This is a genomic window from Pseudomonas sp. H1h (assembly GCF_000633255.1).
Classification (GTDB): Bacteria; Pseudomonadota; Gammaproteobacteria; order Pseudomonadales; family Pseudomonadaceae; genus Aquipseudomonas.
Genome location: NZ_AYMJ01000015.1, coordinates 102,598 through 124,571 on the forward strand (window position 1 = coordinate 102,598; position 21,974 = coordinate 124,571).

Below are 21,974 nucleotides of genomic sequence, written 5' to 3' on the forward strand. Positions count from 1 at the left end.
AGTGTGGGAGCGGGCTTGCTCGCGAAGCGCTTAGCTATTTCGAAAACGCTGCAAATACTCGACGTGCTCCCGGTGCGCGACTTCCTGTACCACCGGCCTTAATCGCACCTGCGCCCCCGGCAGGCACTGCGCCAGCCGCGCCAGCGCCAACGGCGTCAACGCCCCCAACCGCGGATACCCACCAATGGTCTGCCGATCATTGAGCAAGACAATCGGCTGCCCGTCCGGCGGCACCTGCACCGCGCCCAAGGGAATGCCCTCGGAAATCATCGGCCGGCCCTGATACTGCAACGCCTTGCCCAACAGCCGAATGCCCATGCGGTCGGCGCGACTGTCGAGCGTCCACTGACTGTTGAACACATCAAACAGACTCTGCCCGCTGAACTGACCGATCTGTGCACCGAGCACCAGATCCAGCGGCGTATCGAGTTTCAGATCCGGTCGCAACGCTACCGGTACTTCACGCACCTGCAGCGTTTCGCCGCGATAGTTCAGCGTCGCCCCTTTGGTCAGCGGCAATCCCAGACCATCAAGACCACCAAGTTCTTCGCGCACCACCGTTGCACTGCTGCCCAGTACCTGCGGCGCGTCAAAGCCGCCGGGGGCCGCCAGATATGCCCGGGCACCGAGCAGCGGTTGGGTGAACCGTAACGTCTGCCCTTTGCTCAGTTTGAAACTGCGCCACGGCGCCAGCGCCTGCCCATCGATTTGCGCACCGAGATCCGCGCCGGCCAGCGCCAGCAAACAATCCTCCTGCGCAACCACGGCAAACCCGCCGAGGGTGATTTCGATCACCGGCACATCCAGGCCATTGCCCAGCAACCAGTTGGCCCAACTCATCGAACGCCAATCCGCTGCGCCGCCCTGGGTTACACCCAAATGGCGCACGCCAAAGCGTCCGGCGTCCTGCAACAAACACAGCGCTGTGCTCGCTTCAATCAACAGTCGGCTCATGCCAGCACCTCCAGCGGTGTGTCGTCGCCGCCAAGGTTGATGAATTCGGCGTGACTCACCGCTTCGAAGCGCACGGTGTCGCCGGGCTGCATCAGGCTGTAGCCGTCACGATTGCGGTCGAACAGTTTCGCTGGCGTGCGGCCGATCAGGTTCCAGCCACCAGGTGATACCACCGGGTAAGCCGCGGTCTGCCGTTCGGCGATGCCGACGCTGCCGGCCGCGACCTTCTTGCGTGGAGTGTCCAGACGCGGCGCGGCCAGTTGCTCTTCCACCAGCCCCATGAAAGCGAACCCTGGAGCAAAACCGAGGGCGAACACCTGATATTCACGCGCGCTGTGACGGCGGATCACCTCTTCCACCGCCAGACCGCTGCGCTGCGCCAACAAGCTCAATTCGGGGCCGACACTGAGGTCGTACCAGACTGGCAACACATGGCACTGACCGCCGGTGCGCGCATTTGGCGACAGGTCGATCAGCGCTTGCGCGATCAATTCACGGGCCTGATTCGGGCTCAACGCGGTCAGGTCGTAATGCACCATCAACGTGGTGTAGGACGGCACCAAGTCGATCAACTGCGCGCCGAACGCTGCCCGCAGGCGCTCACTGGCGGCGAGCATCCACGGCATATTGGCTTCGGCGATTTCATCGAACAGGCGCAGCATCAGGCAGTCCAGGGCCACCACTTCAATCCGTGGATTCATGGCGCGCTCTGCTGATTCAGGGCCTCGCGAATGCGCTGCACCGCGACCACCGAACTGGCGTTGTCGCCATGTACGCACAAGGTGTTGGCCTGCAGGTGCAACGCGCTGCCGTCACTGGCGACGAGATCGCCGCCACGGGCGATGGTCAGGGCCTGTTCGATGATTGTTTGCGGATCGTGGTGCACCGCGCCCGGCAGTTGCCGCGAAACCAGTTTGCCGGCGCTGTCGTAGGCGCGGTCGGCGAAGGCTTCGAACCACAGCGTCACGCCGTATTCGTCACCCAGTTGTTGCGCCGAAGCATTGTCGCGGGTGGCCATCAGCATCAGCGGCAAGCTGCGATCGTAAGCGGCGACGGCCTGAATCACTGCGCGCAACTGCGCCGGGTTGGCCATCATGTCGTTGTACATCGCGCCGTGGGGTTTGACGTAGCTGACCCGTCCGCCCTGCGCCCGGCAAATCCCGTCGAGCGCGCCGATCTGGTAATGCAGGATGTCCTGCAGCTCTTGTGCGGAATACGCCATGGAGCGACGGCCGAAACCGACCAGATCCTGATAGGCCGGGTGCGCACCGATCTGCACGCCGTGGCTCAGGGCCAGGCTCACGGTTTTGCGCATGATGCCTGGGTCGCCAGCATGGAACCCGCAGGCGACGTTGGCGCAATCGATGTAGGGCATGACCTCGGCGTCCAGACCCATGGTCCAGCTGCCGAAACTCTCGCCAATGTCACAGTTCAATAACAGGCGGCTCACGGTAAACACTCCTGTAGCTTCTTGTCTTTCTATCCGTAGGACAAATGCCCGTTGGGCACTGCCCCCGCAGGTTATCAGTTACTGCGCATCCAGTTGCTTGCCACGGGTTTCCGGCAGGCTCAACGCCGCGAGAATCACCACCCCGTACGACACCGCAGCGAACGCGCCGATGCCCACGCTCAGCGGCACTGTCTGGCTGAGCAGGCCGATCAGCAGCGGAAACAACGCCGCCAGCGCCCGCCCGATGTTGTAGCAGAAACCCTGCCCGGAACCCCGAATTCGCGTGGGAAACAGCTCGGTGAGAAACGCGCCCATGCCGCTGAAAATCCCCGAGGCAAAGAAGCCCAGTGGAAAGCCCAGCCACAGCATCACGCCATTGCTGACCGGCATCTGCGTGTACAGCAGCACGATGGTGAACGAGCCGACGGCGAACAGGATGAAATTCTTTTTACGCCCCAACAGGTCGGTGAGATAAGCGCTGATCACGTAGCCGACGTAGGAACCGACGATCACCATCGCCAGATAACCGCCGGTGCCAAGCACACTCAAGCCGCGCTCGTTCTTGAGGAATGTCGGCAGCCACGAGGTGATCGCGTAATAGCCGCCCAGTGCCCCGGTGGTCAGCAAGGAAGCGCGGAACGTGGTGAAGAGCATGCCGGGAGCGAAGATCTCGTAGAACTTTGCCGGGTTCTCCGGGGTTTGCGCAGCTTTGGCTTCGCGGTAGATCTGCGGGTCTTTCACCAGCCGACGGACGAAGATCACAAAGATCGCCGGCACGATGCCGAGGATGAACAGTGCACGCCACGCGTCTTCGGGTGGCAACAGCGAGAACAACAGCGCATACAGAATCGCCGTCAGGCCCCAGCCCAGGGCCCAGCCGGATTGCACCATGCCCACCGCCTTGCCACGGTCCTTGGCGCGAATCACTTCACCGATCAGCACCGCGCCGGCGGTCCATTCACCGCCGAAGCCGAAGCCCATCAGGGTGCGGGCGATCAACAGCTGTTCGTAGCTCTGGGCGAAACCGCAGAGGAAGGTGAAGAAGGCGAACCACAGCACCGTCAGTTGCAGGGTGCGCACGCGGCCGATGCGGTCGGAGAGAATCCCCGCCACCCAGCCACCGATGGCCGAGGCGATCAGGGTGCTGGTGTGAATCAGTCCGGCCTGCCCGGTGGTGATGCCCCACATGGCGATCAGGGTTGGCACCACGAAGCTGAGCATCTGCGTGTCCATACCGTCCAGGCCATAGCCGATCTTGCAGCTCCAGAAGGTGCGACGCTCTTGCTGATTGATGTTGCGATACCAGTCGAACGGCCCGGGACGGGCCGTACTCTTGGGGAGGTCGAGGGTGTCGGGCGCACGCATGGCAAGTCTCCGCAGGCTTTTATTGGTCTTGTTCGAAGTTCCGACGACGCCTATCGTGGGAACCGGATGCGCCGATTTTTGGGCGCGCCGCCCTGCTGCGTCCAACGAATAAAAACCCGCCTTAGGCATAAGAAAAATTTGTCACCCGAGCCGTTGCCATGAACCTGAAGTTTCTCGAGACCTTTGTCTGGGTCGCCCGGCTGAAGAGTTTTCGCCTGACCGCCGACAAGCTGTTCACCACCCAGGCCTCGATTTCCAGCCGTATCGCGGTGCTCGAAGGCGAGCTGGGGGTGAAGCTGTTTCTGCGTGATTCCCGTGGTGTCAGCCTGACGCCCGAAGGCCTGAAAGTGCTGGATTACGCCGAGCAGATGCTCGACACCATGTCAGCGTTGAAGCAATCGATCGAAACCCGTTCGAGCAAGGTCGGCCGGGTGCGCATCGGCGTGATGGACACGGTGATTCACACCTGGCTCAGCCCGTTGGTGGCGCAGATGACCGATCTGTACCCGCGAGTGGAAATCGAGCTGGTGGCGGATACTTCGCTCAACCTCTGCGATCAGTTGCAAAAAGGCTTTCTCGATCTGATTCTGCAAACCGACCTGGTGCGCCACGAGAGCGTGCGCAGCCTGGAACTGGCCAGCCATCCGCTGGGCTGGATCGTCGCAAGCAATTCGATCTACAACCGCAACTACACCGACCTTGGCGAGCTGGCGCAGGAACGGATCATCACCTACTCGAAAAACTCCCGACCGCACCAGGACCTGCTGGCGCTGATGCAGGCCAACGGCGTGCTGGCGCCACGCTTGAACTGCGTGAACTCGGTGTCGGCGATTACCCGGTTGCTGCGCGATGGCTTTGGCATCGGTGTGCTGCCGCCAGTGCTGGTGGCGGAAGAGCTGGCCCGGGGTGAGCTGATTTTGCTCGACATCGACCAGCGGCCACCGAACTTGCAGGTGGTGGTGTCGTGGCGAGTTGGCGTGGAATGGGTCGAAGAGATTGTGACGCTGTGTCAGCAGGTGCTGGGGGAATATGCACGCAAGGTCGGTGAAAATTACATCACGCTCGCCGACTGATACTGGTAGTGAGGGGATTTATCCCCTCACCCCATAGGTGCCGCAAGCCTTAAAGACCACGCACGTCGCGGTCTTCAATTGGCCGGCTCTGACGCAAACGTCGGCCGCCCAGCACCACCCAGTCAATCAGACGAATCAGGCACTCGATGCCGAACGACAGCAGCAACGCGCCGCTCATGCCCCAGATCATCGCTTGCGGAGTCAGCAGAATCTGATAGCTGTAGCCGTTCCAGGTTTCCTGGCGAATGTCCGGATCAGCGGCCAGCACCACTTGCAGGAAGCGGATATACCACGGGCCCTGCATGGCCTGGAACTGTTTATCCAGCGCAATCTGCCGGTTGAGCAAGGTGCTCAGGCTGTCGGCATCGCTGCGAAACACCGGGTCGTCGCTGGCGCGGTAATGCGCGACCAGCGCCTGCAAGTCGCCCTTGAAGAACTGCTCGGCCGTGCCCTGGAAGCCACGCAGACCGGTCTGCGCTTCGATCAGATGGGCTTCGACGCGTTTGGCGTAATCGTTGATGAAACCCGGCACTTGGACACCGATCAACAGGCCCGCCGCAAACAACACCAGCCGTAGATAACTGAGCAACATCGAGGAGAGATCCTTTATTCGGTCGTGCCCTGGCTGACGCATTCGCCGCGTCGCCACAGGCTCCATTGGCCCGGTTCGTAACGGGTCCAGGTTTCATTTTCGGTCAAAGGCTCGGTGGCGATCACCGTGACCACGTCGTTGGGCGTGGTTTCCGCCTGGAAATCGACGATCACATCGACATCCTTCAGCCGCGCCGGGCCGAACGGTGCGCGCCGGGTGATCTGTGCCAGTTTGGTCGAGCAATAGCAGAACAGCCAGTCGCCATCGCTGAGCAGGCAGTTGAATACGCCTTTGCTGCGATATTCGGCGCAGGCGGCGACCAGATCCGGCAGCAGCACCTCTATATCGACCGGTTCCGGGAAGGCTGCACGCACACGGTTGAGCAAATCGCAGAATGCCGCTTCGCTGTCGGTGTCACCCACCGGGCGGTAGAAACTCTTGATCGGGGTGAAATCGGCGAGCTGGCCATTGTGCGCAAAACACCAGTTGCGCCCCCACAGTTCGCGCACAAACGGATGGGTGTTGGACAGACAGACCTTGCCGACGTTGGCCTGGCGGATATGGCCGATGACCACTTCGCTCTTGATCGGATAGCGCTGCACCAGATTGGCGACTTCTGACTCGCTGCTGGCGGCCGGGTCCTGAAACAGGCGCAAGCCGCGACCTTCATAGAAAGCGATGCCCCAGCCGTCGCGATGCGGGCCGGTACGCCCGCCGCGCTGCATCAGACCGGTGAAGCTGAACACGATATCGGTCGGCACGTTGGCACTCATGCCCAGTAATTCACACATGTGCGGACTCTCGGGATTACAGACGCGGCTCGACCCGCATGCGCTGCGGATTGTTCGGCAACGGCGGACGACCGTAGCGGTCATCACCGGCACCGCCGAACGGCTGATCGTCGTCGCGATCATCGGCACGGGCTGCGGCCTTGGCGGCCTCGGCCTGCGCGCGACGGGCGCGGGAGGCGCGTTCGATCGGGAAGCGGATCAACACAAAGATCAGGTAAATGCCGAACGCGATCATGCCGTACATGAACAGGTCGGAAATCGCCCGCCAGGCGTTGTTGCCGACCTTGAAGGCCAGGTCCAGCGCGGTGATGGCGATCGACGGCGCGACCTTGGCCTTCACCGGGTCAATGATGGTCGGGCTGAACAGCAACACTGCCATCAGCACCCGCAGCGGTTCACGCAGCCAGCGCCACATCCAGCGGGTCAGGCGCATCCATACCAACAGGCAGCCTACAGCGGCAAAGGCGTAGAGGCCCCAGGCGATCAGATAGTCGTTCTCGGTCATGGTGTCCATGGCAAGGCAGGCAAAGAGGCGCTTATAGTAACGACTTTTCGCCCGCCAGGCTTGTCCCAATGCCAGACGGCCAGCTGCCATCCCTGTAGGAGCGGGCTTGCTCGCGAAAGCGCTGTCTCAGCCAAATAAATATTTACTGACAGGACGCCTTCGCGAGCAAGCCCGCGCCCACAGGATCTACAGTGGTTTCACGAGCGGCGACCACCATTTCCGAACATTGTCCGAGAGCCTTCCATGCCCCAATCCGCCAACGTCAGCAGCGCCCCGATCGCCCACAAGGCTGCCGGTGCCGACCCGTATGCCTGGCTGCAGGAACGCGACACCGATGCGGTGCTCGACTACCTCAAGGCCGAAAACACTTATCAGGAAGCGCAAACCGCTGATCAGGCCTCCCTGCGCGAAAGCCTGTTCGAAGAGATCAAGGGCCGGATCCTCGAAACCGACCTGTCCCTGCCCTCGCCGTGGGGTCCGTACCTGTATTACACGCGCACCACCGCTGGCGACGAATACGCCCGCCATTACCGCTGCCCGCGTCCCGCCGACGACAGCCTGACCCTCGACGAGAGCCGCGAGCAATTGCTGCTGGACCCGAACGTGCTGGCCAACGGCGGCTTTTTCTCCCTCGGCGCGTTCAGCATCAGTCCCGACCACCAGCGTCTGGCCTACAGTGTCGACGCCTCGGGTGATGAGATCTACACGCTGTTCGTCAAGGAACTGGCCAGCGACAAGGTCAGCGAACTGGAGTTCGAGGACTGCGACGGCAGCATGACCTGGGCCAACGACAGCCTGACGCTGTTTTTTGGCGTGCTCGACGACACTCACCGCCCGCACAAACTGTTTCGCTACCGCCTCGACGGCACCGCGGCCGAAGAGGTGTTCCACGAGCCGGACGGGCGTTTCTTCCTGCATTGCTACCGCGCAAGCTCCGAGCAGCAGTTGCTGCTGACCCTGGGCAGCAAGACCACCAGTGAGGTCTGGGTGCTGGATGCCCATCAGCCGCATCTGCCCTTCACCTGCCTGGCGCCACGGGTCGAGGATCACGAATACGACGTCGACCACGGCATGCTCGATGGCGCGTGGACATGGTTCATTCGCACCAACCGCGACGGCATCAACTTCGCCCTGTACCAGGCACCGGACAGCGGCGTCGCGCCGAGTGAAGCCGACTGGCAGAACCTGATCCCGCACAGCGACACGGTGATGCTCGACGGCGTGACCCTCAACGCCGAGGCCATGACCCTGAGCCTGCGCGAAGGTGGCTTGCCGGTCATCGAGGTTCACCCGCAAGGCCTGACGCCGTATCGCGTGCAATTGCCGGACGCGGCCTATAGCCTCTATGTGCAAAACAGCCTGGAGTTCGAGAGCGACCGCATCCGTCTGCGCTACGAAGCGTTGAACCGTCCGGCGCAGGTGCGCCAGTTGAGGCTGGCCACCGGCGAGCAAACCGTCCTGAAAGAGACCCCGGTGCTTGGCCCGTTCGACGCCGACGCCTACGTCAGCCAACGCCTGTGGGCCACTGCACCGGACGGCACGCAGGTGCCGATCAGCCTGGTGATGAAACGCGAAATGGTCGGCAAAGCGGTGCCGCTGTACTTGTACGGTTACGGCGCTTACGGTTCCAGCCTCGACCCGTGGTTCTCCCACGCACGCCTGAGCCTGCTGGATCGCGGCATGGCCTTCGCCATCGCCCACGTGCGTGGCGGCGGTGAGCTGGGCGAGGCCTGGTATCGCGCCGGCAAGCAGGAACACAAGCACAACACCTTCAGCGACTTCATTGCCTGCGCCGAATTCCTGATCCTCAACGGCATCACTACGCCCGAGCAGCTGGCAATCAGCGGCGGCAGCGCCGGGGGCCTGCTGATCGGCGCGGTGCTCAACCAGCGCCCGGACCTGTTCGGCGTGGCGATTGCCGAAGTGCCGTTCGTCGACGTGCTCAACACCATGCTCGACCCGGACCTGCCGCTGACCGTCACCGAGTATGACGAGTGGGGCAATCCCGAAGAGCCGCAGGTTTATGAGCGGATCAAGGCCTATGCGCCGTACGAAAACGTCACCGCGCAGGCCTATCCGGCGACGCTGGTGATCGCCGGCTACAACGACAGCCGCGTGCAGTACTGGGAAGCGGCCAAGTGGGTGGCGAAACTGCGTGCGACCAAAACCGACGACAACCTGCTGCTGCTCAAGACCGAACTGGGTGCCGGACACGGCGGGATGAGCGGGCGTTATCAGGGATTACGTGACGTAGCGCTCGAATATGCATTTGTATTCAAGGTTTTGGGGCTGGCCTGAGGAACTCCGTCGGTCACTTGGGTCTTAATTCCAGACCCCGGTGGTCGATACACCACAGATCCCCTTTGTGGGAGCGGGCTTGCTCGCGAAGGCGCCCGGTCAGTCAAGACTGATATTGGCTGACCCACCGCCTTCGCGAGCACGCCCGCTCCCACAACGGTCCGTGTAGTGCCTGAAAACCGTGAAAACAAAAAGACCGCAATGACATGTCAGAACCAACCCTACTGAACAACGAAATCCGCGACTGGCTGATGGACTGCGGCCTGTTCGACCAATTGCAACTGGCGGACTTTGCCGCGGCCTCGGGCTATTTCAGCATCAGCACCGTGGCAGAAGGCGAAGCGATTTTCCGCGAGGGCGATGCCGGCAGCTTCATGTGCATCATCCACACCGGCCAGGTGGCCGTGCAGAAAACCGGCAGCGATGGCCAGGTAGTGACCATGGCCATCCTGCGCAGCGGTCGGGCGTTCGGCGAAATGGCCGTGCTCGATGGCGAACGGCGCTCGGCCACCTGTATCGCCGCGAGCAACTGCCAACTGCTTAACCTGGGCAAGGACTCGCTGGAAAAAATGCTCAACGACGCGCCGAAGATCGCCGCGAAGATCATCCGCGCCCTCGCTGTCTCCCTGTCCAAACGCCTGCGCATGGCCGACGGCCAACTGGCGGCGCAGCAGATCTAGCCGCCGGGGGATTTGGCCTTGGTGCCGCTCGGTTCGACACCCGGTACCGGTTGATCCTTGCTTGGCGGGCTGGGCATTTCGATCGGCACCAGCGGCGGACTGCCACTGCCCGCACCTGACTTGGGAATGCTGATCGGGGTGATTTGCGGATACGGCGTCGGCGTTGCGGTACCGGGCGACCCGGGTTGCGGCGTCGGGCTGACCGGAATGGTCTGCTGCGCCTGCACTGCAGTAATCGTGAGCGCGGCCAGGGCAATGACCGTTAGAATGGTGCGCTTCATCAAGGGCTCCGTTTGGCCTCTAGTCTGCGCTCAGGCTACTCCCAACGGGCCTGCTTGCCTTCCCCCTTGTAGAGATTTCCATGAAACGTTTCGTTCTGCTCGACACCACGCCGATCCCTGACAACGGTGGCGCCCTGTGCCTGTTCGAGTATGGCGAGGATTTCGTCATCAAGATCCAGGGCGGCGACGGCGGGCAATTGATGAACACGCGCATGCACGGTTCCGAAGATGCGCTGGCCGAAATTCCATGCCGCAAGGTCGCCGGACGGCCGAATTCGCGGGTACTGATCGGCGGTTTGGGCATGGGCTTCACCCTCGCTTCGGCGCTCAAGCACCTGGGCAAGAGCGCCGAAGTGGTGGTCGCCGAACTGGTGCCCGGCGTGGTGGAATGGAACCGAGGGGCGCTGGGTGAAAAGTCCGGTCGGCCGCTGCTCGATCCACGCACGGTGATCCGTCAGGACGACGTGGCCAAGGTGCTGCAAAGCGAGCCGAATGGCTTCGACGCGATCATGCTCGACGTCGACAACGGTCCCGAAGGCCTGACGCAGAAGGCCAACAGCTGGCTGTATTCGGCTGCCGGGCTCAACGCCTGCGCCAAGGCCCTGCGGCCCAAAGGCGTGCTGGCGGTGTGGTCAGCCAGCGCTGACCGGCAGTTTTCCGACAAATTGAAGAAGGCTGGTTTCAAGGCTGAAGAAGTCCAGGTCTTCGCCCACGGCAACAAGGGCACCCGCCATACGATCTGGATTGCCGAGAAGCTCAAGGGCTGAGCTAAACTGGCGTCATAACCGTCATTAGTCTTTTTTACAAAGGTGAACCCATGAGTTCGTCCACCCCGACCAACACGTCGAAGCTCGATCGCATCCTTGCCGACAACCAGCGCGACAAGGAAATGGGCTACCGCGACAAGGCCCTGAAGATGTACCCGCACGTGTGTGGCCGCTGCGCACGTGAGTTCTCCGGCAAGCGCCTGAGCGAACTGACCGTGCACCACCGCGACCACAACCACGACAACAATCCGCAGGACGGCTCGAACTGGGAGCTGTTGTGCCTGTACTGCCACGACAACGAACACTCGCGCTACACCGACCAGCAGTATTTTGGTGACGGCTCACTGAGCACGCCGAAGATTGCCAAGGCAACGCATAACCCGTTTGCCGCCCTCGCCGGGCTTATGAAGAAAGAAGACTGAAGATCTTCAGCGCCTGAACTGGCCCCTTCGCGAGCAGGCTCGCTCCCACAGGATCCTCTGACGACCGAGACCTCTGTGGGAGCGGGCTTGCTCGCGAAGAGGCCAGAACAGCCACCACAAGTCCTGAATCTGCCCGCCCTCCCCCAATCCCCGTATAATCGCCCTCTTTTTCCCGAAGGCACCCCGCTCGTGGCAGACAAACGTTACAGCTGCATTGGTTTGTACAACCCCAAGTCACCGGAGAACGTCGGTTCGGTGATGCGCGCCGCAGGCTGTTACGGCGTGGCGTCGGTGTTCTATACCGGCAAGCGTTATGAACGCGCCGCCGACTTCGTCACCGACACCAAGCGCGTGCACTACGACATCCCGCTGATCGGCATCGACGACCTGAAGAAGATCCTCCCGCTCAACTGCGTACCGGTTGCTGTGGAACTGGTCGAAGGCGCCCGTCCGCTGCCTGAATACACCCACCCGGACCGCGCGCTGTACATCTTCGGCCCGGAAGACGGCTCGCTGGACAAAGAGATCCGCGACTGGTGCGAAGACGTCGTTTACATCCCGACCACCGGCTGCATGAACCTCGCTGCCACGGTCAACGTCGTGCTCTACGACCGCATGGCCAAGGGGCTGAATACTCGCTCGGGGCCGAAATTCCGCTGAAACGTCGCACATCCGATGGAACGAGCCGACCGTTGCGGCAGTCAGCTTATCTATCTATTGCACATTGCCTGGGAGACAGATCATGACCGAGCTCAAACGCGTCCAACGTATCGAATCCACCCCGTTCCAGAGCCGTTCCGAACAGAACGTCGAAGGCTGGGAGCGCATCGGATCCCTGGCCGGTGGCGTGATCATGGTCGGCAAGGGCCTGCGCCGTGGCGGTGTGTTCGGCCTGCTTCAGGTGGCGATTGGCGGTGTGGCGATGGCCCGTGGCATCACCGGACACAGCTCGGTGAAAAGCCTGCTGGAGAAAAGCCGTCAGGACATGAACAACGTGCGGGCGAAGATCGAGCGCGCCGGTGAAGAGTTGAGCAAGCTGAAGGCCAATGCCGAGGCGGCGACCAGCACCGCGACGGTGACTGGCAATGATTCGGTGAAATCGCCCAAAGCCGGGGTTTGAGCCTGAACTTGCAGTGAGGCTACCGGCCTCTTCGCGAGCAAGCCCGCTCCCACAGTTTGAAATACATTTTCCTGTGGGAGCGGGCTTGCTCGCGAAGGCGGTATCACTGCAGTAACGCGCTATCAAGAACCTTGGAGGGCTCGCCCAGAACGCTCTCGGCCAGTTGCACAAACGCCTTGGTACTCACCGTCCCCAAATGCATCGCTGCGCGCAGCACATCATCCAGCGAGCGCTTGTTCCGCGTCTTCAGGCGAATCTCGCGATCCAGCTCCTGCAGCACAACCACCGCTTTTGACATCTGCGCCGGGCTGAGCTGCTCGCCGCGCAAGGTCGTGACTTTCTGACTGTCCCTGGTCAGCTTCGCCTGCAACGCCTGATAACGCTCATCGCTCATACCCCCGGCACGACGCACCAGCTCGATGGCGTAATACTCGGCAAAGCCTTCGCTGATCCAGTCGCTGCGCTGCTCGTCGTTGATCCGTCCGAACACCTGCGCCAGCTCGCGCACCAGCGCACTGCTGCCGCTTTCGCTGACCAGCGGCAAGCGCGTGTTGAGATAAATCGATTCATGCGCACCGAGACTGCCGCGCCACATCGGATCATTGGCGCCGACGATCAACAGTTTGCCCGGATGCCGTGGGTACACAGCCTGTACCTGCGGCCAGATGAACGTCAGCAACGTCAACACATCCATGCGACGCATGCCCTGCCCTTGCGGCGAGGCCACGGTGACTTCGGTTTCGCCCAGGCGCGTGCGGCGACTGCCGAGGTGGCCGGCCAGCATCCAGCCGGTCGGCCGATCGAACAGGCGTGAAGGGTTGTCGATGCGGAATTTGTTCTTGCCGATGCGCGGCCAGGCGGTTTCGACGCTTTGCCAGCCGTTGGGCAGTTCGAATTGCAGACGCGACACCAACTCGACGCCATCCTGCTGATCGAGTTTGGCCGGCGGTACCAGATCATCACCGCGCAGCAGTGCCCAGTTCGGGGTCATGCGCGTGTCGAAGCTGCCGCTCTTGCGCCCGTGACTGAGGGTGACGCGATAGGTCAGGCTGGCCTTGTCGCCCGTCGGACGCCAGAGGCCACGGGCCTGCTTGCCCGGGGTCAGCTGCCATTGGCCATCGGCTTTGAAGTCGCTGTAATGGCTGCCATCACCGAGGTCGAAGTCGAGGCTGCGCACCGCTTCGCCTTTGGCCAGGGTCAGGCGCACCTCGGCCTGATCGCTTTGCGGCAACAGACGCACGTGGTAGTCCAGATCGACCTTCTTTGCCGCCCACACCGGCGCGCTCAACGCCAGCAGGCCAATGCCGAGCGCCCGCCGCAATCCCACAGCCATACACACTCCTTGCTTGCGCTGGTGAGTGCTGCGCACTCAATCGGGAGTAAGCTCCCTCGCCACAGATTTACAGATTAACCGGCGCGGAAAATCAGGTGATCTTCCCAGTCGTCTTCCGGCACGCTGCCTTCGGCGAGCATGCGCCCGGACTGGGAAATCCGTTCGTGGTGCACGGCGTCACGGTCGCCGCACACCAGGTGGTGCCACAGCGGTAGATCCTTGCCTTCGCTGACCAGTCGGTAACCGCAGGTCGGCGGCAGCCATTTGAACTCTTCGGCCTGGCCCGGGGTGAGCTGGATGCAGTCCGGGACAAACTTGATGCGGTTCGGGTAATCGCTGCACTGGCAGGTTTTCAGGTCCAGCAGTTTGCAGGCGATGCGCGTGTAATAGACGCTGTTGTCTTCTTCATCTTCGAGTTTCTGCAGGCAGCACAGACCGCAGCCGTCGCACAGCGATTCCCATTCCTCGTGATCCAGTTGATCGAGGGTTTTGCGTATCCAGAACGGTTCGACTTTGGCGGCCATGGCTCAAGCATCAACATCAGGTGGTGAAAAGGCCGCCAGTCTAGTGCCCCAGGCCTTGCGGGCCAAGCGCTGGCGACTGCCGGTTGCGCAACGCTTGTCAGTTTCGATGCCGGCGCGTAGCTTTGCCTGTCGCAAGGAGCCTTGCCCGGAAGCCATTGACGCTCGACCGCGTTGCATTCCGGTGAACACCAAAGGCTCGGAAAATCCCATCGTTCAGCGCAACTGATCCCGCCGGGTTTTCATTCGACTCTCTGACTCAAATACAGCAAGGAATCTTCGATGAGTGCCAACCCTCGCGTTGCCGATTACGCCATTCACCCGCAGTTCACCGATCGCTGGTCGCCCCGCGCCTTCACGGGCGAAGCGATCCCGGAAGAAACCCTGCTGAGCTTCTTCGAGGCCGCGCGCTGGGCGCCGTCTGCGTACAACTCGCAGCCGTGGCGCTTCCTGTATGCGCGTCGTGACACGCCGAGCTGGGAGCGTTATCTGGGTCTGCTCAACGAGTTCAACCGCAGCTGGGCGCAACACGCCTCGGCGCTGGTGATCGTGATTTCGAAAACCACCTTCACCGCACCGGGCGCGACGGAAGAAACCCCGGCGCTGTGGCACACCTTCGACACTGGTTCGGCGTGGGGCCATCTGGCGCTGCAAGCGAGCATCAGCGGCTGGCACACTCACGGCATGGCCGGTTTCGATCAGGAACTGACCCGCAAGGAGCTGAACATCCCTGAAGGTTATGCGCTGCACGCAGCCGTCGCCGTCGGCAAGCTGGGTGACAAGGCAACCCTGGCCGAATACCTGCAGGCCCGTGAAGAACCGAGTTCGCGTCGTCCGCTGAACGAACTGGCGGCTGAAGGCGACTTCACCCTTTAAGCCATCACCAAAAACAATGTGGGAGCGAGCCTGCTCGCGAAAGCGCTGTGTCAATCAACATTGATGTCGATTGACACGCCCTCTTCGCGAGCAGGCTCGCTCCCACAGTTTGTAGTGCGCTGACTCAGTAACCGCGTGCGAAATCCACTTCCCCGCGCAATGCTTCACCCGCCTGATACGCTTTCAGGTTCTCGACAAACAGCTGCACCATCAACGCCGGCGACGTCGGTGCCGAGCTGTGTCCGGTCAGCAGCAAGCCCCAGGCCGTCCAGAACGGATGACGTTGCGGCAACGGCTCCTGGCGGCAGACGTCGATTACCGCGCCGGCCAGATGCCCTTCCTTCAAGGCTTCAACCAGATCGGCATCCACTACCGCCACGCCGCGCCCGACGTTGATGAACAACCCGGTCGGCTTGAATTGCTTGAACAGCACCGCGTCGTAGATATCGTGGGTGTGCTCGGTGTTCGGCAGCAGGTTGACCACGTAATCGACCTCGCCCACCAGCCGTGGCAAATCCGCCATCGAACCAACCTCGACGAACGGCGCCTGCTCGCGAGCGCTGCTGGCGATGCCGTACAACTCGACGCCGAACGGCAGCAGGAACTGCGCCACGCTCTGGCCAATATCGCCGGTACCGACGATCAGCACCTTGCGTCCGACCAGGCTCTGGCCGGTGCGGTTGTCCCACTTGCGCTCGACCTGGCTGACCAGGCGCGCCAGCACTTCACGCTCGTGACCGAGCATGTAGGTCAGTACGTATTCGGCCATCACCTGACCGAAGATCCCCACCGCGCGGGTCAAACGGTAGTCGCGGCGCAAACCGTCGGCGAGCAACGGCGTGATGCCGGCCCAGGTCGATTGCAGCCACTGCGGTTGGTGGCCTTGACGCAACAGGGTCGCCAGCAGGTCCGGCTGCCCCAGCCACACCGGGCAATCGGCAGCCTGACGGGCCAGTTCGGCGGAGTCGCCGCTGGTCAGTACTTCAAGTTCGGGGGCCGCCTGACGCAGCAGCCGGGCGTACACCGCGTGGTCGTGTTCAGCAATCAGAACGCGCATCTTCAAACCTTTCGCAAACCGTGCAGGCAACCGCCGAAGGAGTCACGCTCCTTCGTGGCGGTCGTCGCCGTAAAATCAGTTCCAGAGTGGCAAGAGGCCCAGAACAGGGCCTCGCAGATCAGACCGGGTCGTTGCGTCGCAGCAATTCTTCGGGCAGGTGTTCGATGTACTCGTCCTCGGCCGGCGGCATCTGCAGGTGATAGCCCTGCTTTTCGAGGTTTTCCAGAACCACGACGATGTCCTCGCTGGCCAGCTTACGCTCGGGCGAGAGCACCAGATCGAACGAATGTTTCGGTTTGCCGAAGGCCAGCATCAGCGCTTCCGGCACCCGCTCAAGCGCGTCACTTTTGAGCACGTAAAGATACATGCCGCTGCGCTTGGAGCTTTGGTAGATGGAACAAATACGTTTCAAGGCTGTTCTCCGGCGGTGGCCAGGCTGTCGAGCAGCTTCTGACCCATGAGTTCGCGGCGCCAGCCACGCAGCGACTCAGGCAATTGATAAGGTCCCTCGGGGAAGCCGCTTTTGACCAGTGCTTCGAGGGTTTTCTTGCGTAGCATCAGTTCCGGCGCGATACCCAGACGCTCGGCTTCGACCTGGCCGAGGGCACGCAGTTGCTTGATCAACGCAGCGGCCTCGACCGGCAATGGCTCCGGCACCGCTGGCGGCCATTGATCAGGCCCCACACTGCCAGAGCGCTTGATCAGATCAAGCAGAAATTGGCCGTCCTGACGCACGGTACGTGGGTGCATGTCTTCGATTTTGCCCAGCGCCGCGAGGTTGTCCGGTTGCGTGCGGGCCAGCGGCCACAGCGAATGCTCGCGAACAATACGGTTGCGCGGCAGATCACGGGCGCGGGCTTCTTTTTCCCGCCAGGCGCACAGCTCACGCAGCACCGCCAATTGCGCACGGGACAGTTTCCACGCCAGCTTGGCTTCGCGATAGACCTCGTACGGATCGGTTTCGCGGCGCAGGTTGGCTACCAGTTCGGCACCGTCCTCCAGCACCCAGGCGAATTTGTCGTCAGACAGTTTCGGCCGCAGTTGTACGAAAACCTCCGCCAGATGCACCGCATCTTCAGCGGCGTAGCTGATCTGCGTGTCGGACAACGGGCGCTGCAACCAGTCGGAACGGGTTTCCCCCTTCGGCAGCTCGATGCCGAGCACTTCCTGCACCAGACGCGAATAGCCCATCGAGAACCCGAGGTTCAGGTAGGCCGCCGCCAGCTGCGTGTCGAACAACGGCGCCGGCAGGCTGCCGGTCAGACGCAGCAGCACTTCGAGGTCTTCACTGCAGGCATGCAGGACTTTGAGCACCGCCGGGTTTTCCAGCAACGCCGCCAGCGGTTGCCAGGCGTCGATGGTCAGCGGGTCGATCAGGTAGGCGCGTTTGCCGTCGCCGACCTGCAACAGGCCGGCAATCGGGTAGAAGGTGTCGACCCGCATGAATTCGGTGTCGAGGGCAACGAACGGCAGCTGCTGCCACTCGGCGCAAAACTGCGCGAGGCTATCGTTGTCGCGAATCCAGTGAATATCGATGGCCACACGGCTCTCCCTTGAAGAATGGCGCGCAGTATATATCGCCGCCGGCGATTTACGCGCCTGCGCCGGGCAAGAGCTGTAACGAAATGTCCTGCCAGTGAGAAAGAATAGTCTGACAGCGAGGTCGGCAAGATTAATCCGCGCATCAGTCTCTGACGCAGCGCCTGCCGGAAGCGGTATTTAATTTTTAAATAGCACTCGGGAAATCTGATTTGCCGATACCCGCGGAGCACCGCCTAATCGACAGCCTCCGCTATCCAGAGTCTGCTGATGGAAAACGTTCGCGCCACCGCTCGCCCCGTTGTCTGGCTGATGCTCGGCATCATGCTTGTCGCGCTCAATCTGCGCCCGTCCATGGCGGCCGTCGGCCCCCTGCTGTCGGCCATACGCGGCGACATACCGCTGAGTTTCAGCATGGCTTCGCTGCTGACCATGTTGCCGGTGATGAGCATGGGGCTGGCGATGTTTTTCGGCATTGGCATCAGCCGACGCCTGGGCAAGCAACGCACGGTGATCCTGTCGCTGTTGATTATCGGACTGGCGACGCTGTCGCGGCTGTGGCTCGATTCGGCGGCGCAGTTGATAGGCAGCGCAGTGCTGGCGGGGATTGGCATTGCCTTGATTCAGGCGTTGATGCCGGTGCTGATCAAGTCACGCTTCCCCGACCATGTGGCGCTGTGCATGGGGCTGTACGTCACCGCGATCATGGGCGGCGCGGCGCTGGCCGCCTCGTTTGCGCCGCTGGTGATGGTGCAGACCGGCAGCTGGCGCATCGGGCTGGCGATCTGGGCGGCACTGGCCTTGCTCGCGTTGCTGCTCTGGTGGACACAGCCGCACCCGCCATCCACCCCGAACACGCCAGCCGGAAGAGAATCGTTCTTCGGCAATTCCCGCGCCTGGTTGCTCGCTATCTTCTTCGGTCTGGGCACGGCGTCCTACACCTGCGTACTCGCCTGGCTGGCGCCGTACTACGTCGAACAAGGCTGGAGCGAACAACACGCCGGCCTGCTGCTGGGTTTGCTGACGGCCATGGAGGTGATTTCCGGGTTGCTGACCCCGGCCATTGCCAACCGCAGCCGTGATCGACGCGTGGTTCTGGCTGTGTTGCTACTGCTGATCATTGGCGGCTTCTGCGGGCTGATCCTCAGCCCGCAACACCTGAGCCTGCTGTGGCCGTGCCTGCTGGGGCTGGGCATTGGCGGTCTGTTCCCGATGAGCCTGATCGTCTCGCTTGATCACCTCGACAACCCACAGCGTGCCGGTGGCCTGACCGCCTTCGTGCAAGGCATCGGCTACTTGATCGCAGGGCTATCGCCGCTGCTGGCCGGCATCATTCGTGACCGTCTCGGCAGCTTCGAATGGGCGTGGTGGGCGCTGAGCGCGGTGATGGTCGTGATGCTGCTGATGGTGCTGCGTTTCAACCCCCAGGCGTACACCCGACACATCCGCTGAAGCCGAATACCGTCATCGGGCTAGAGGCTTCTTGCCATCTTTTTAGCGTTTATTTGGCGACGTCGTGTTGCTAAAACTTTCTGTCCCACAACTGACATTGAAACGTCCTACAGGGCTTTGTCCTGGCACCATCGTTCCGTTACGATCATGCGCACACGTTTGCGCGGATTCAGCGCAAGGAGCACGGTGGGACGGAACGGATGCTGAACAGTAACTTGCTTCGAAAGCTCGACATGCAGGACCTCATGGTGTTTATCGCCGTGTATGAGCAGAGCAGCGTCACGGATGTCTCGGAGACTCTGTGCGTCAGCCAGTCCACTGTCAGCTACTGCCTGAAAAAATTGCGCACCAGTTTCGAAGATGATCTGTTCATCAACACCCGCACGGGCATGCGCCCCACCTACAAGGCCGGCACCATGTACGGCCATGTGCAGAAAATCCTCGAAAGCATCAACCTGTGCCACGCCGGCGCTCCAACCTTCGATCCGGCCCGGCAAGCGGTGACCTTCAATATCTGTGCGCCGGAATACTTCGAGCAACTGGTGTTGCCGCGCCTGTTGAAGCGTTTCGACTTCGACGATTTGCCGGTGATCGTCAACATGCACAAGTTCGAGACCGACGTGCCTGCCGAGGAATTGCGCGACGGCAGCCTCGATCTGGTGATCTGTTTCGGCCCCAACTTCCACCGCAGTCACACCGATCTCAAGTCGCGGATGCTGCTGGAGGACGACCTGGTCTGCGTCTTCGACAAACGTGCCACGCCACTGGAGCCGCGCCTGAGCCTGCAAGCCTTCACCGAGCGGCGGCATGTATTCCCGACACCGTGGACTTCCACCACCAACATGGTCGACGGCTGGCTGGCCCGGCAGGCGCAGAAACGGCAGATCGTCGCGCGCTCCAACAGCTACAGCGCGGCGCTGAAAATGATCACCGGCACCGACTTCATCCTCACCCTGCCCCGGCGCATCCAGCGCCTGCTGACCAAAGAGACGGTGTTCAATCACTGCGAGGCGCCGAACGGCCTGCCCGGGTTCACCCTCGACATGCAGTGGAGCCATGCCGCCGATCAGGACAGCGCCAACGTCTGGCTGCGCGAACAGGTGATCAAGGTGTGCAGCGAACTGGAAGCGGCCTGAGTCCTACACGCCGATGGCAGTCTTGGTGTAGGAATCGCGGTCGATATCGAGCAGCTCGACGCAAAGTTGCACTTCGACTCCCGCTGGCCACTCGCACAGATCCTGCAACACGGCCAGCAGGCTATCGGAAAGCTGCTTTTTGATCTGCGGCGATCGACCGCTGAGCAGCGCCAGCTTCACGTGGATGAAGGCGCGCTCGCCCATGCCGGTACCGACCTTGAACGTCTCGACCTTCACCGCGCGGCTCTTGATGTCGAATTCCGCCGCGAACTGACCGGAACCCACCAAGGTGTTATTGAGCCGGATCAACGCCACATCGGCGTTCAACTGCGGCAAGTTGGCGGTGTATTCCATGTGCAGGTGTGGCATGAGCATGCTCCAGTCGGACGGCAGAAAGGTCGTACATATACCACACCGCCGCCCTACTCTCCTGCGGGTTTTTCGGGCGTGATCGAGGTTAACGTCTGGCGCACGGACAAGGTCTCCCAAAGCGCCACCAGCACCACGATCGCCGTGGTCAGGGCTCCGAGCATCAACGCCGAAAACCACTGGTTCAACGCCAACGGCAGCGCCAGTGTGAGCAACAGCAGACCCGCCACGTGCGACAACGGCGGCAACGGCCGGTCGGAGATGACCCATTTGAACAGCGCATTGCCCAGCAGAAACAGCCATGGCCCGCCCACGATCACCAGGATGCCGGCGTCACTGGCGTGATCCGGATGCACCAGCACCAACTCGTCGGCCACCGCGCTGACAATCACCCCGGCGACGATCAGCACATGCAGATAGGTGTAGGCGATTCGTGCCTGGCGCCCCGGATCGCTCGAATGGGCGATGCGATGATGCGCACGTTCGGCACCGCTGTCGAAGTACACCCACCACATGGCAATGCTACCCAGCACCGCGACCAGAAATGCAATGACCCCGGTGACGCTCAGCGTCAGCTCGGCGAACGTCGCACCCGTGACCAGCAACGATTCCCCCAGCGCAATGATCACGAACAGTGCGCAACGCTCGGCCATGTGATTGCCTTCGACGTTCCAGTCGCTCAGCGACGAACGTCCCAGCCCCGGGACCCAGAAATACAGCGAGGGTGACACCAGTTCAATCAACAGCGCCAGCGCCCAACACAGCAAGCGCTGCTGCCCTTCGAGAAACGCCCCGGCCATCCAGAACACCCCGGAGAGCGTCAACCACGCCAGGATGCGCTGAAAATTGCGGGTCATGCCCAACGATTCGCCACGCACTGCCCAGATCGCAAACAGTGTGCGCCCGACCTGCATGAACACGAACGCCGAGGCAAACATCAGCCCGCGCTCGGTGAAGGCCTGTGGAATAGATGACGACAGCAATAGACCGGCGATCATCAACCCGAACAAGCCGAGGCGGATCGGCAGTTTTTCCGGGTCAAGCCAGTTGGTGATCCACGAGGTGAAAATCCACACCCACCACACGGCAACCATCAGCAACGCCACCTGCACCGCCCCCGCAATCGACAGATGCGCGAGCAGCGAATGCGACAACTGAGTCACGGCAAACACGAACACCAGATCGAAAAACAGCTCGACCATGCCGACCTTGCCGCTGTCGAGACTGCCGCGCCCACGCAGCAACGAACGGGAAATACTCATGGGACAGGTCTCCGCCGGGATCATTGCCATTGAGCAAAGCAGGCCGGCCAGATGAACGCAACACCCTGGCAGGCGTGAGCCTGCTCGCGATGAGGGTGCGCCAGTCGCATCAATGTTGCCTGATACAGCGC

At 61.9% G+C, this 21,974-nt stretch carries 25 protein-coding genes; 10 read left to right on the top strand and 15 right to left on the bottom strand.

Annotated features, from left to right (window positions below; genetic code table 11):
• Positions 1–30 precede the first annotated feature (30 nt).
• From U862_RS0112035 to U862_RS0112050, 4 genes are all read right to left on the bottom strand, one after another.
• A complete protein-coding gene (locus tag U862_RS0112035; RefSeq protein WP_025110629.1) occupies positions 31–954 on the bottom strand; it encodes a biotin-dependent carboxyltransferase family protein in 924 nt (307 codons plus the stop codon).
• Positions 951–1,655, bottom strand: a complete 705-nt coding sequence (gene pxpB / locus U862_RS0112040; RefSeq protein ID WP_025110630.1) for a 5-oxoprolinase subunit PxpB — start codon at positions 1,653–1,655, stop codon at positions 951–953. The genes U862_RS0112035 and pxpB overlap by 4 nt, the downstream gene beginning before the upstream one ends.
• Positions 1,652–2,404, bottom strand: a complete 753-nt coding sequence (locus U862_RS0112045; protein ID WP_025110631.1) for a 5-oxoprolinase subunit PxpA — start codon at positions 2,402–2,404, stop codon at positions 1,652–1,654. The genes pxpB and U862_RS0112045 overlap by 4 nt, the downstream gene beginning before the upstream one ends.
• 78 nt (positions 2,405–2,482) lie before the next feature.
• A complete protein-coding gene (locus U862_RS0112050) occupies positions 2,483–3,769 on the bottom strand; it encodes an MFS transporter (RefSeq protein ID WP_025110632.1) in 1,287 nt (428 codons plus the stop codon).
• 158 nt (positions 3,770–3,927) lie between these two features.
• Here U862_RS0112050 and U862_RS0112055 point away from each other — a divergent pair, with 158 nt between their 5' ends.
• The gene (locus U862_RS0112055; RefSeq protein ID WP_025110633.1) at positions 3,928–4,842 is read left to right on the top strand and encodes a LysR family transcriptional regulator; all 915 of its coding nucleotides are present in this window, start codon (positions 3,928–3,930) and stop codon (positions 4,840–4,842) included.
• A gap of 49 nt (positions 4,843–4,891) precedes the next feature.
• On the opposite strand, the gene U862_RS0112060 is transcribed toward U862_RS0112055, so the two are convergent.
• The 3 genes from U862_RS0112060 to U862_RS0112070 are packed head-to-tail and all read right to left on the bottom strand — an operon-like array spanning position 4,892 to position 6,739.
• On the bottom strand, positions 4,892–5,434 hold the full coding sequence (locus U862_RS0112060) for a DUF2937 family protein (RefSeq protein ID WP_025110634.1): 543 nt from the start codon (positions 5,432–5,434) through the stop codon (positions 4,892–4,894).
• 14 nt (positions 5,435–5,448) lie between these two features.
• Positions 5,449–6,225, bottom strand: coding sequence for a class II glutamine amidotransferase (locus tag U862_RS0112065; protein WP_025110635.1), 777 nt, complete (start codon positions 6,223–6,225; stop codon positions 5,449–5,451).
• A gap of 16 nt (positions 6,226–6,241) precedes the next feature.
• Entirely contained in the window at positions 6,242–6,739 is a 498-nt protein-coding gene (locus U862_RS0112070; RefSeq protein ID WP_025110636.1) for a hypothetical protein, read from the bottom strand.
• Positions 6,740–6,973: 234 nt separating this feature from the next.
• Here U862_RS0112070 and U862_RS0112075 point away from each other — a divergent pair, with 234 nt between their 5' ends.
• Both U862_RS0112075 and U862_RS0112080 read left to right on the top strand, forming a co-directional pair.
• Positions 6,974–9,028 carry a S9 family peptidase gene (locus tag U862_RS0112075; protein ID WP_025110637.1) on the top strand — a complete coding sequence of 685 codons (2,055 nt, stop codon included), beginning with the start codon at positions 6,974–6,976 and terminating at the stop codon, positions 9,026–9,028.
• A 206-nt stretch (positions 9,029–9,234) separates the two neighbouring features.
• A complete protein-coding gene (locus tag U862_RS0112080) occupies positions 9,235–9,708 on the top strand; it encodes a cyclic nucleotide-binding domain-containing protein (RefSeq protein ID WP_025110638.1) in 474 nt (157 codons plus the stop codon).
• On the opposite strand, the gene U862_RS0112085 is transcribed toward U862_RS0112080, so the two are convergent.
• Positions 9,705–9,989, bottom strand: coding sequence for a hypothetical protein (locus tag U862_RS0112085; protein WP_025110639.1), 285 nt, complete (start codon positions 9,987–9,989; stop codon positions 9,705–9,707). The two genes, U862_RS0112080 and U862_RS0112085, sit on opposite strands and share 4 nt — an antisense overlap.
• An 80-nt stretch (positions 9,990–10,069) precedes the next feature.
• Here U862_RS0112085 and U862_RS0112090 point away from each other — a divergent pair, with 80 nt between their 5' ends.
• The 4 genes from U862_RS0112090 to U862_RS0112105 all read left to right on the top strand — a co-directional run bounded on the left by U862_RS0112090 (position 10,070) and on the right by U862_RS0112105 (position 12,298).
• Entirely contained in the window at positions 10,070–10,756 is a 687-nt protein-coding gene (locus tag U862_RS0112090) for a spermidine synthase (protein WP_025110640.1), read from the top strand.
• 50 nt (positions 10,757–10,806) lie between these two features.
• Positions 10,807–11,178 (top strand): YajD family HNH nuclease, encoded by a 372-nt coding sequence (locus U862_RS0112095; RefSeq protein WP_003222612.1) that lies wholly within the window; start codon positions 10,807–10,809, stop codon positions 11,176–11,178.
• A 189-nt stretch (positions 11,179–11,367) separates the two neighbouring features.
• Positions 11,368–11,838 carry an RNA methyltransferase gene (locus U862_RS0112100; protein WP_007911337.1) on the top strand — a complete coding sequence of 157 codons (471 nt, stop codon included), beginning with the start codon at positions 11,368–11,370 and terminating at the stop codon, positions 11,836–11,838.
• A gap of 82 nt (positions 11,839–11,920) precedes the next feature.
• Positions 11,921–12,298, top strand: coding sequence for a DUF2892 domain-containing protein (locus U862_RS0112105; RefSeq protein ID WP_025110641.1), 378 nt, complete (start codon positions 11,921–11,923; stop codon positions 12,296–12,298).
• A 103-nt stretch (positions 12,299–12,401) separates the two neighbouring features.
• On the opposite strand, the gene U862_RS0112110 is transcribed toward U862_RS0112105, so the two are convergent.
• A complete protein-coding gene (locus U862_RS0112110; RefSeq protein ID WP_025110642.1) occupies positions 12,402–13,631 on the bottom strand; it encodes a hypothetical protein in 1,230 nt (409 codons plus the stop codon).
• Positions 13,632–13,705: 74 nt separating this feature from the next.
• Complete coding sequence (locus tag U862_RS0112115) at positions 13,706–14,155, bottom strand: YcgN family cysteine cluster protein (protein WP_025110643.1); 450 nt, start codon at positions 14,153–14,155, stop codon at positions 13,706–13,708.
• 279 nt (positions 14,156–14,434) lie between these two features.
• Here U862_RS0112115 and U862_RS0112120 point away from each other — a divergent pair, with 279 nt between their 5' ends.
• The gene (locus U862_RS0112120) at positions 14,435–15,028 is read left to right on the top strand and encodes a nitroreductase family protein (RefSeq protein ID WP_025110644.1); all 594 of its coding nucleotides are present in this window, start codon (positions 14,435–14,437) and stop codon (positions 15,026–15,028) included.
• Between the two features lie 124 nt (positions 15,029–15,152).
• Here U862_RS0112120 and U862_RS0112125 read toward each other — a convergent pair whose 3' ends face one another.
• The 3 genes from U862_RS0112125 to rnd all read right to left on the bottom strand — a co-directional run bounded on the left by U862_RS0112125 (position 15,153) and on the right by rnd (position 17,627).
• Complete coding sequence (locus U862_RS0112125; protein WP_025110645.1) at positions 15,153–16,085, bottom strand: D-2-hydroxyacid dehydrogenase; 933 nt, start codon at positions 16,083–16,085, stop codon at positions 15,153–15,155.
• A gap of 118 nt (positions 16,086–16,203) precedes the next feature.
• Positions 16,204–16,497 carry a YcgL domain-containing protein gene (locus tag U862_RS0112130; RefSeq protein ID WP_025110646.1) on the bottom strand — a complete coding sequence of 98 codons (294 nt, stop codon included), beginning with the start codon at positions 16,495–16,497 and terminating at the stop codon, positions 16,204–16,206.
• Positions 16,494–17,627: a ribonuclease D gene (gene rnd, locus U862_RS0112135; protein ID WP_025110647.1), complete on the bottom strand. Its 1,134-nt coding sequence runs from the start codon at positions 17,625–17,627 to the stop codon at positions 16,494–16,496. The genes U862_RS0112130 and rnd overlap by 4 nt, the downstream gene beginning before the upstream one ends.
• A 267-nt stretch (positions 17,628–17,894) precedes the next feature.
• On the opposite strand from rnd, the gene U862_RS0112140 reads away from it, so the two are divergent.
• Positions 17,895–19,076, top strand: coding sequence for a cyanate transporter (locus tag U862_RS0112140; RefSeq protein WP_025110648.1), 1,182 nt, complete (start codon positions 17,895–17,897; stop codon positions 19,074–19,076).
• A 200-nt stretch (positions 19,077–19,276) separates the two neighbouring features.
• On the top strand, positions 19,277–20,212 hold the full coding sequence (locus U862_RS0112145) for a LysR family transcriptional regulator (protein ID WP_025110649.1): 936 nt from the start codon (positions 19,277–19,279) through the stop codon (positions 20,210–20,212).
• Positions 20,213–20,215: 3 nt separating this feature from the next.
• Here U862_RS0112145 and U862_RS0112150 read toward each other — a convergent pair whose 3' ends face one another.
• Positions 20,216–20,581, bottom strand: a complete 366-nt coding sequence (locus U862_RS0112150; RefSeq protein WP_025110650.1) for a 5-carboxymethyl-2-hydroxymuconate Delta-isomerase — start codon at positions 20,579–20,581, stop codon at positions 20,216–20,218.
• Positions 20,582–20,634: 53 nt separating this feature from the next.
• Positions 20,635–21,843 carry a low temperature requirement protein A gene (locus U862_RS0112155; protein ID WP_025110651.1) on the bottom strand — a complete coding sequence of 403 codons (1,209 nt, stop codon included), beginning with the start codon at positions 21,841–21,843 and terminating at the stop codon, positions 20,635–20,637.
• Positions 21,844–21,974: the final 131 nt, after the last annotated feature.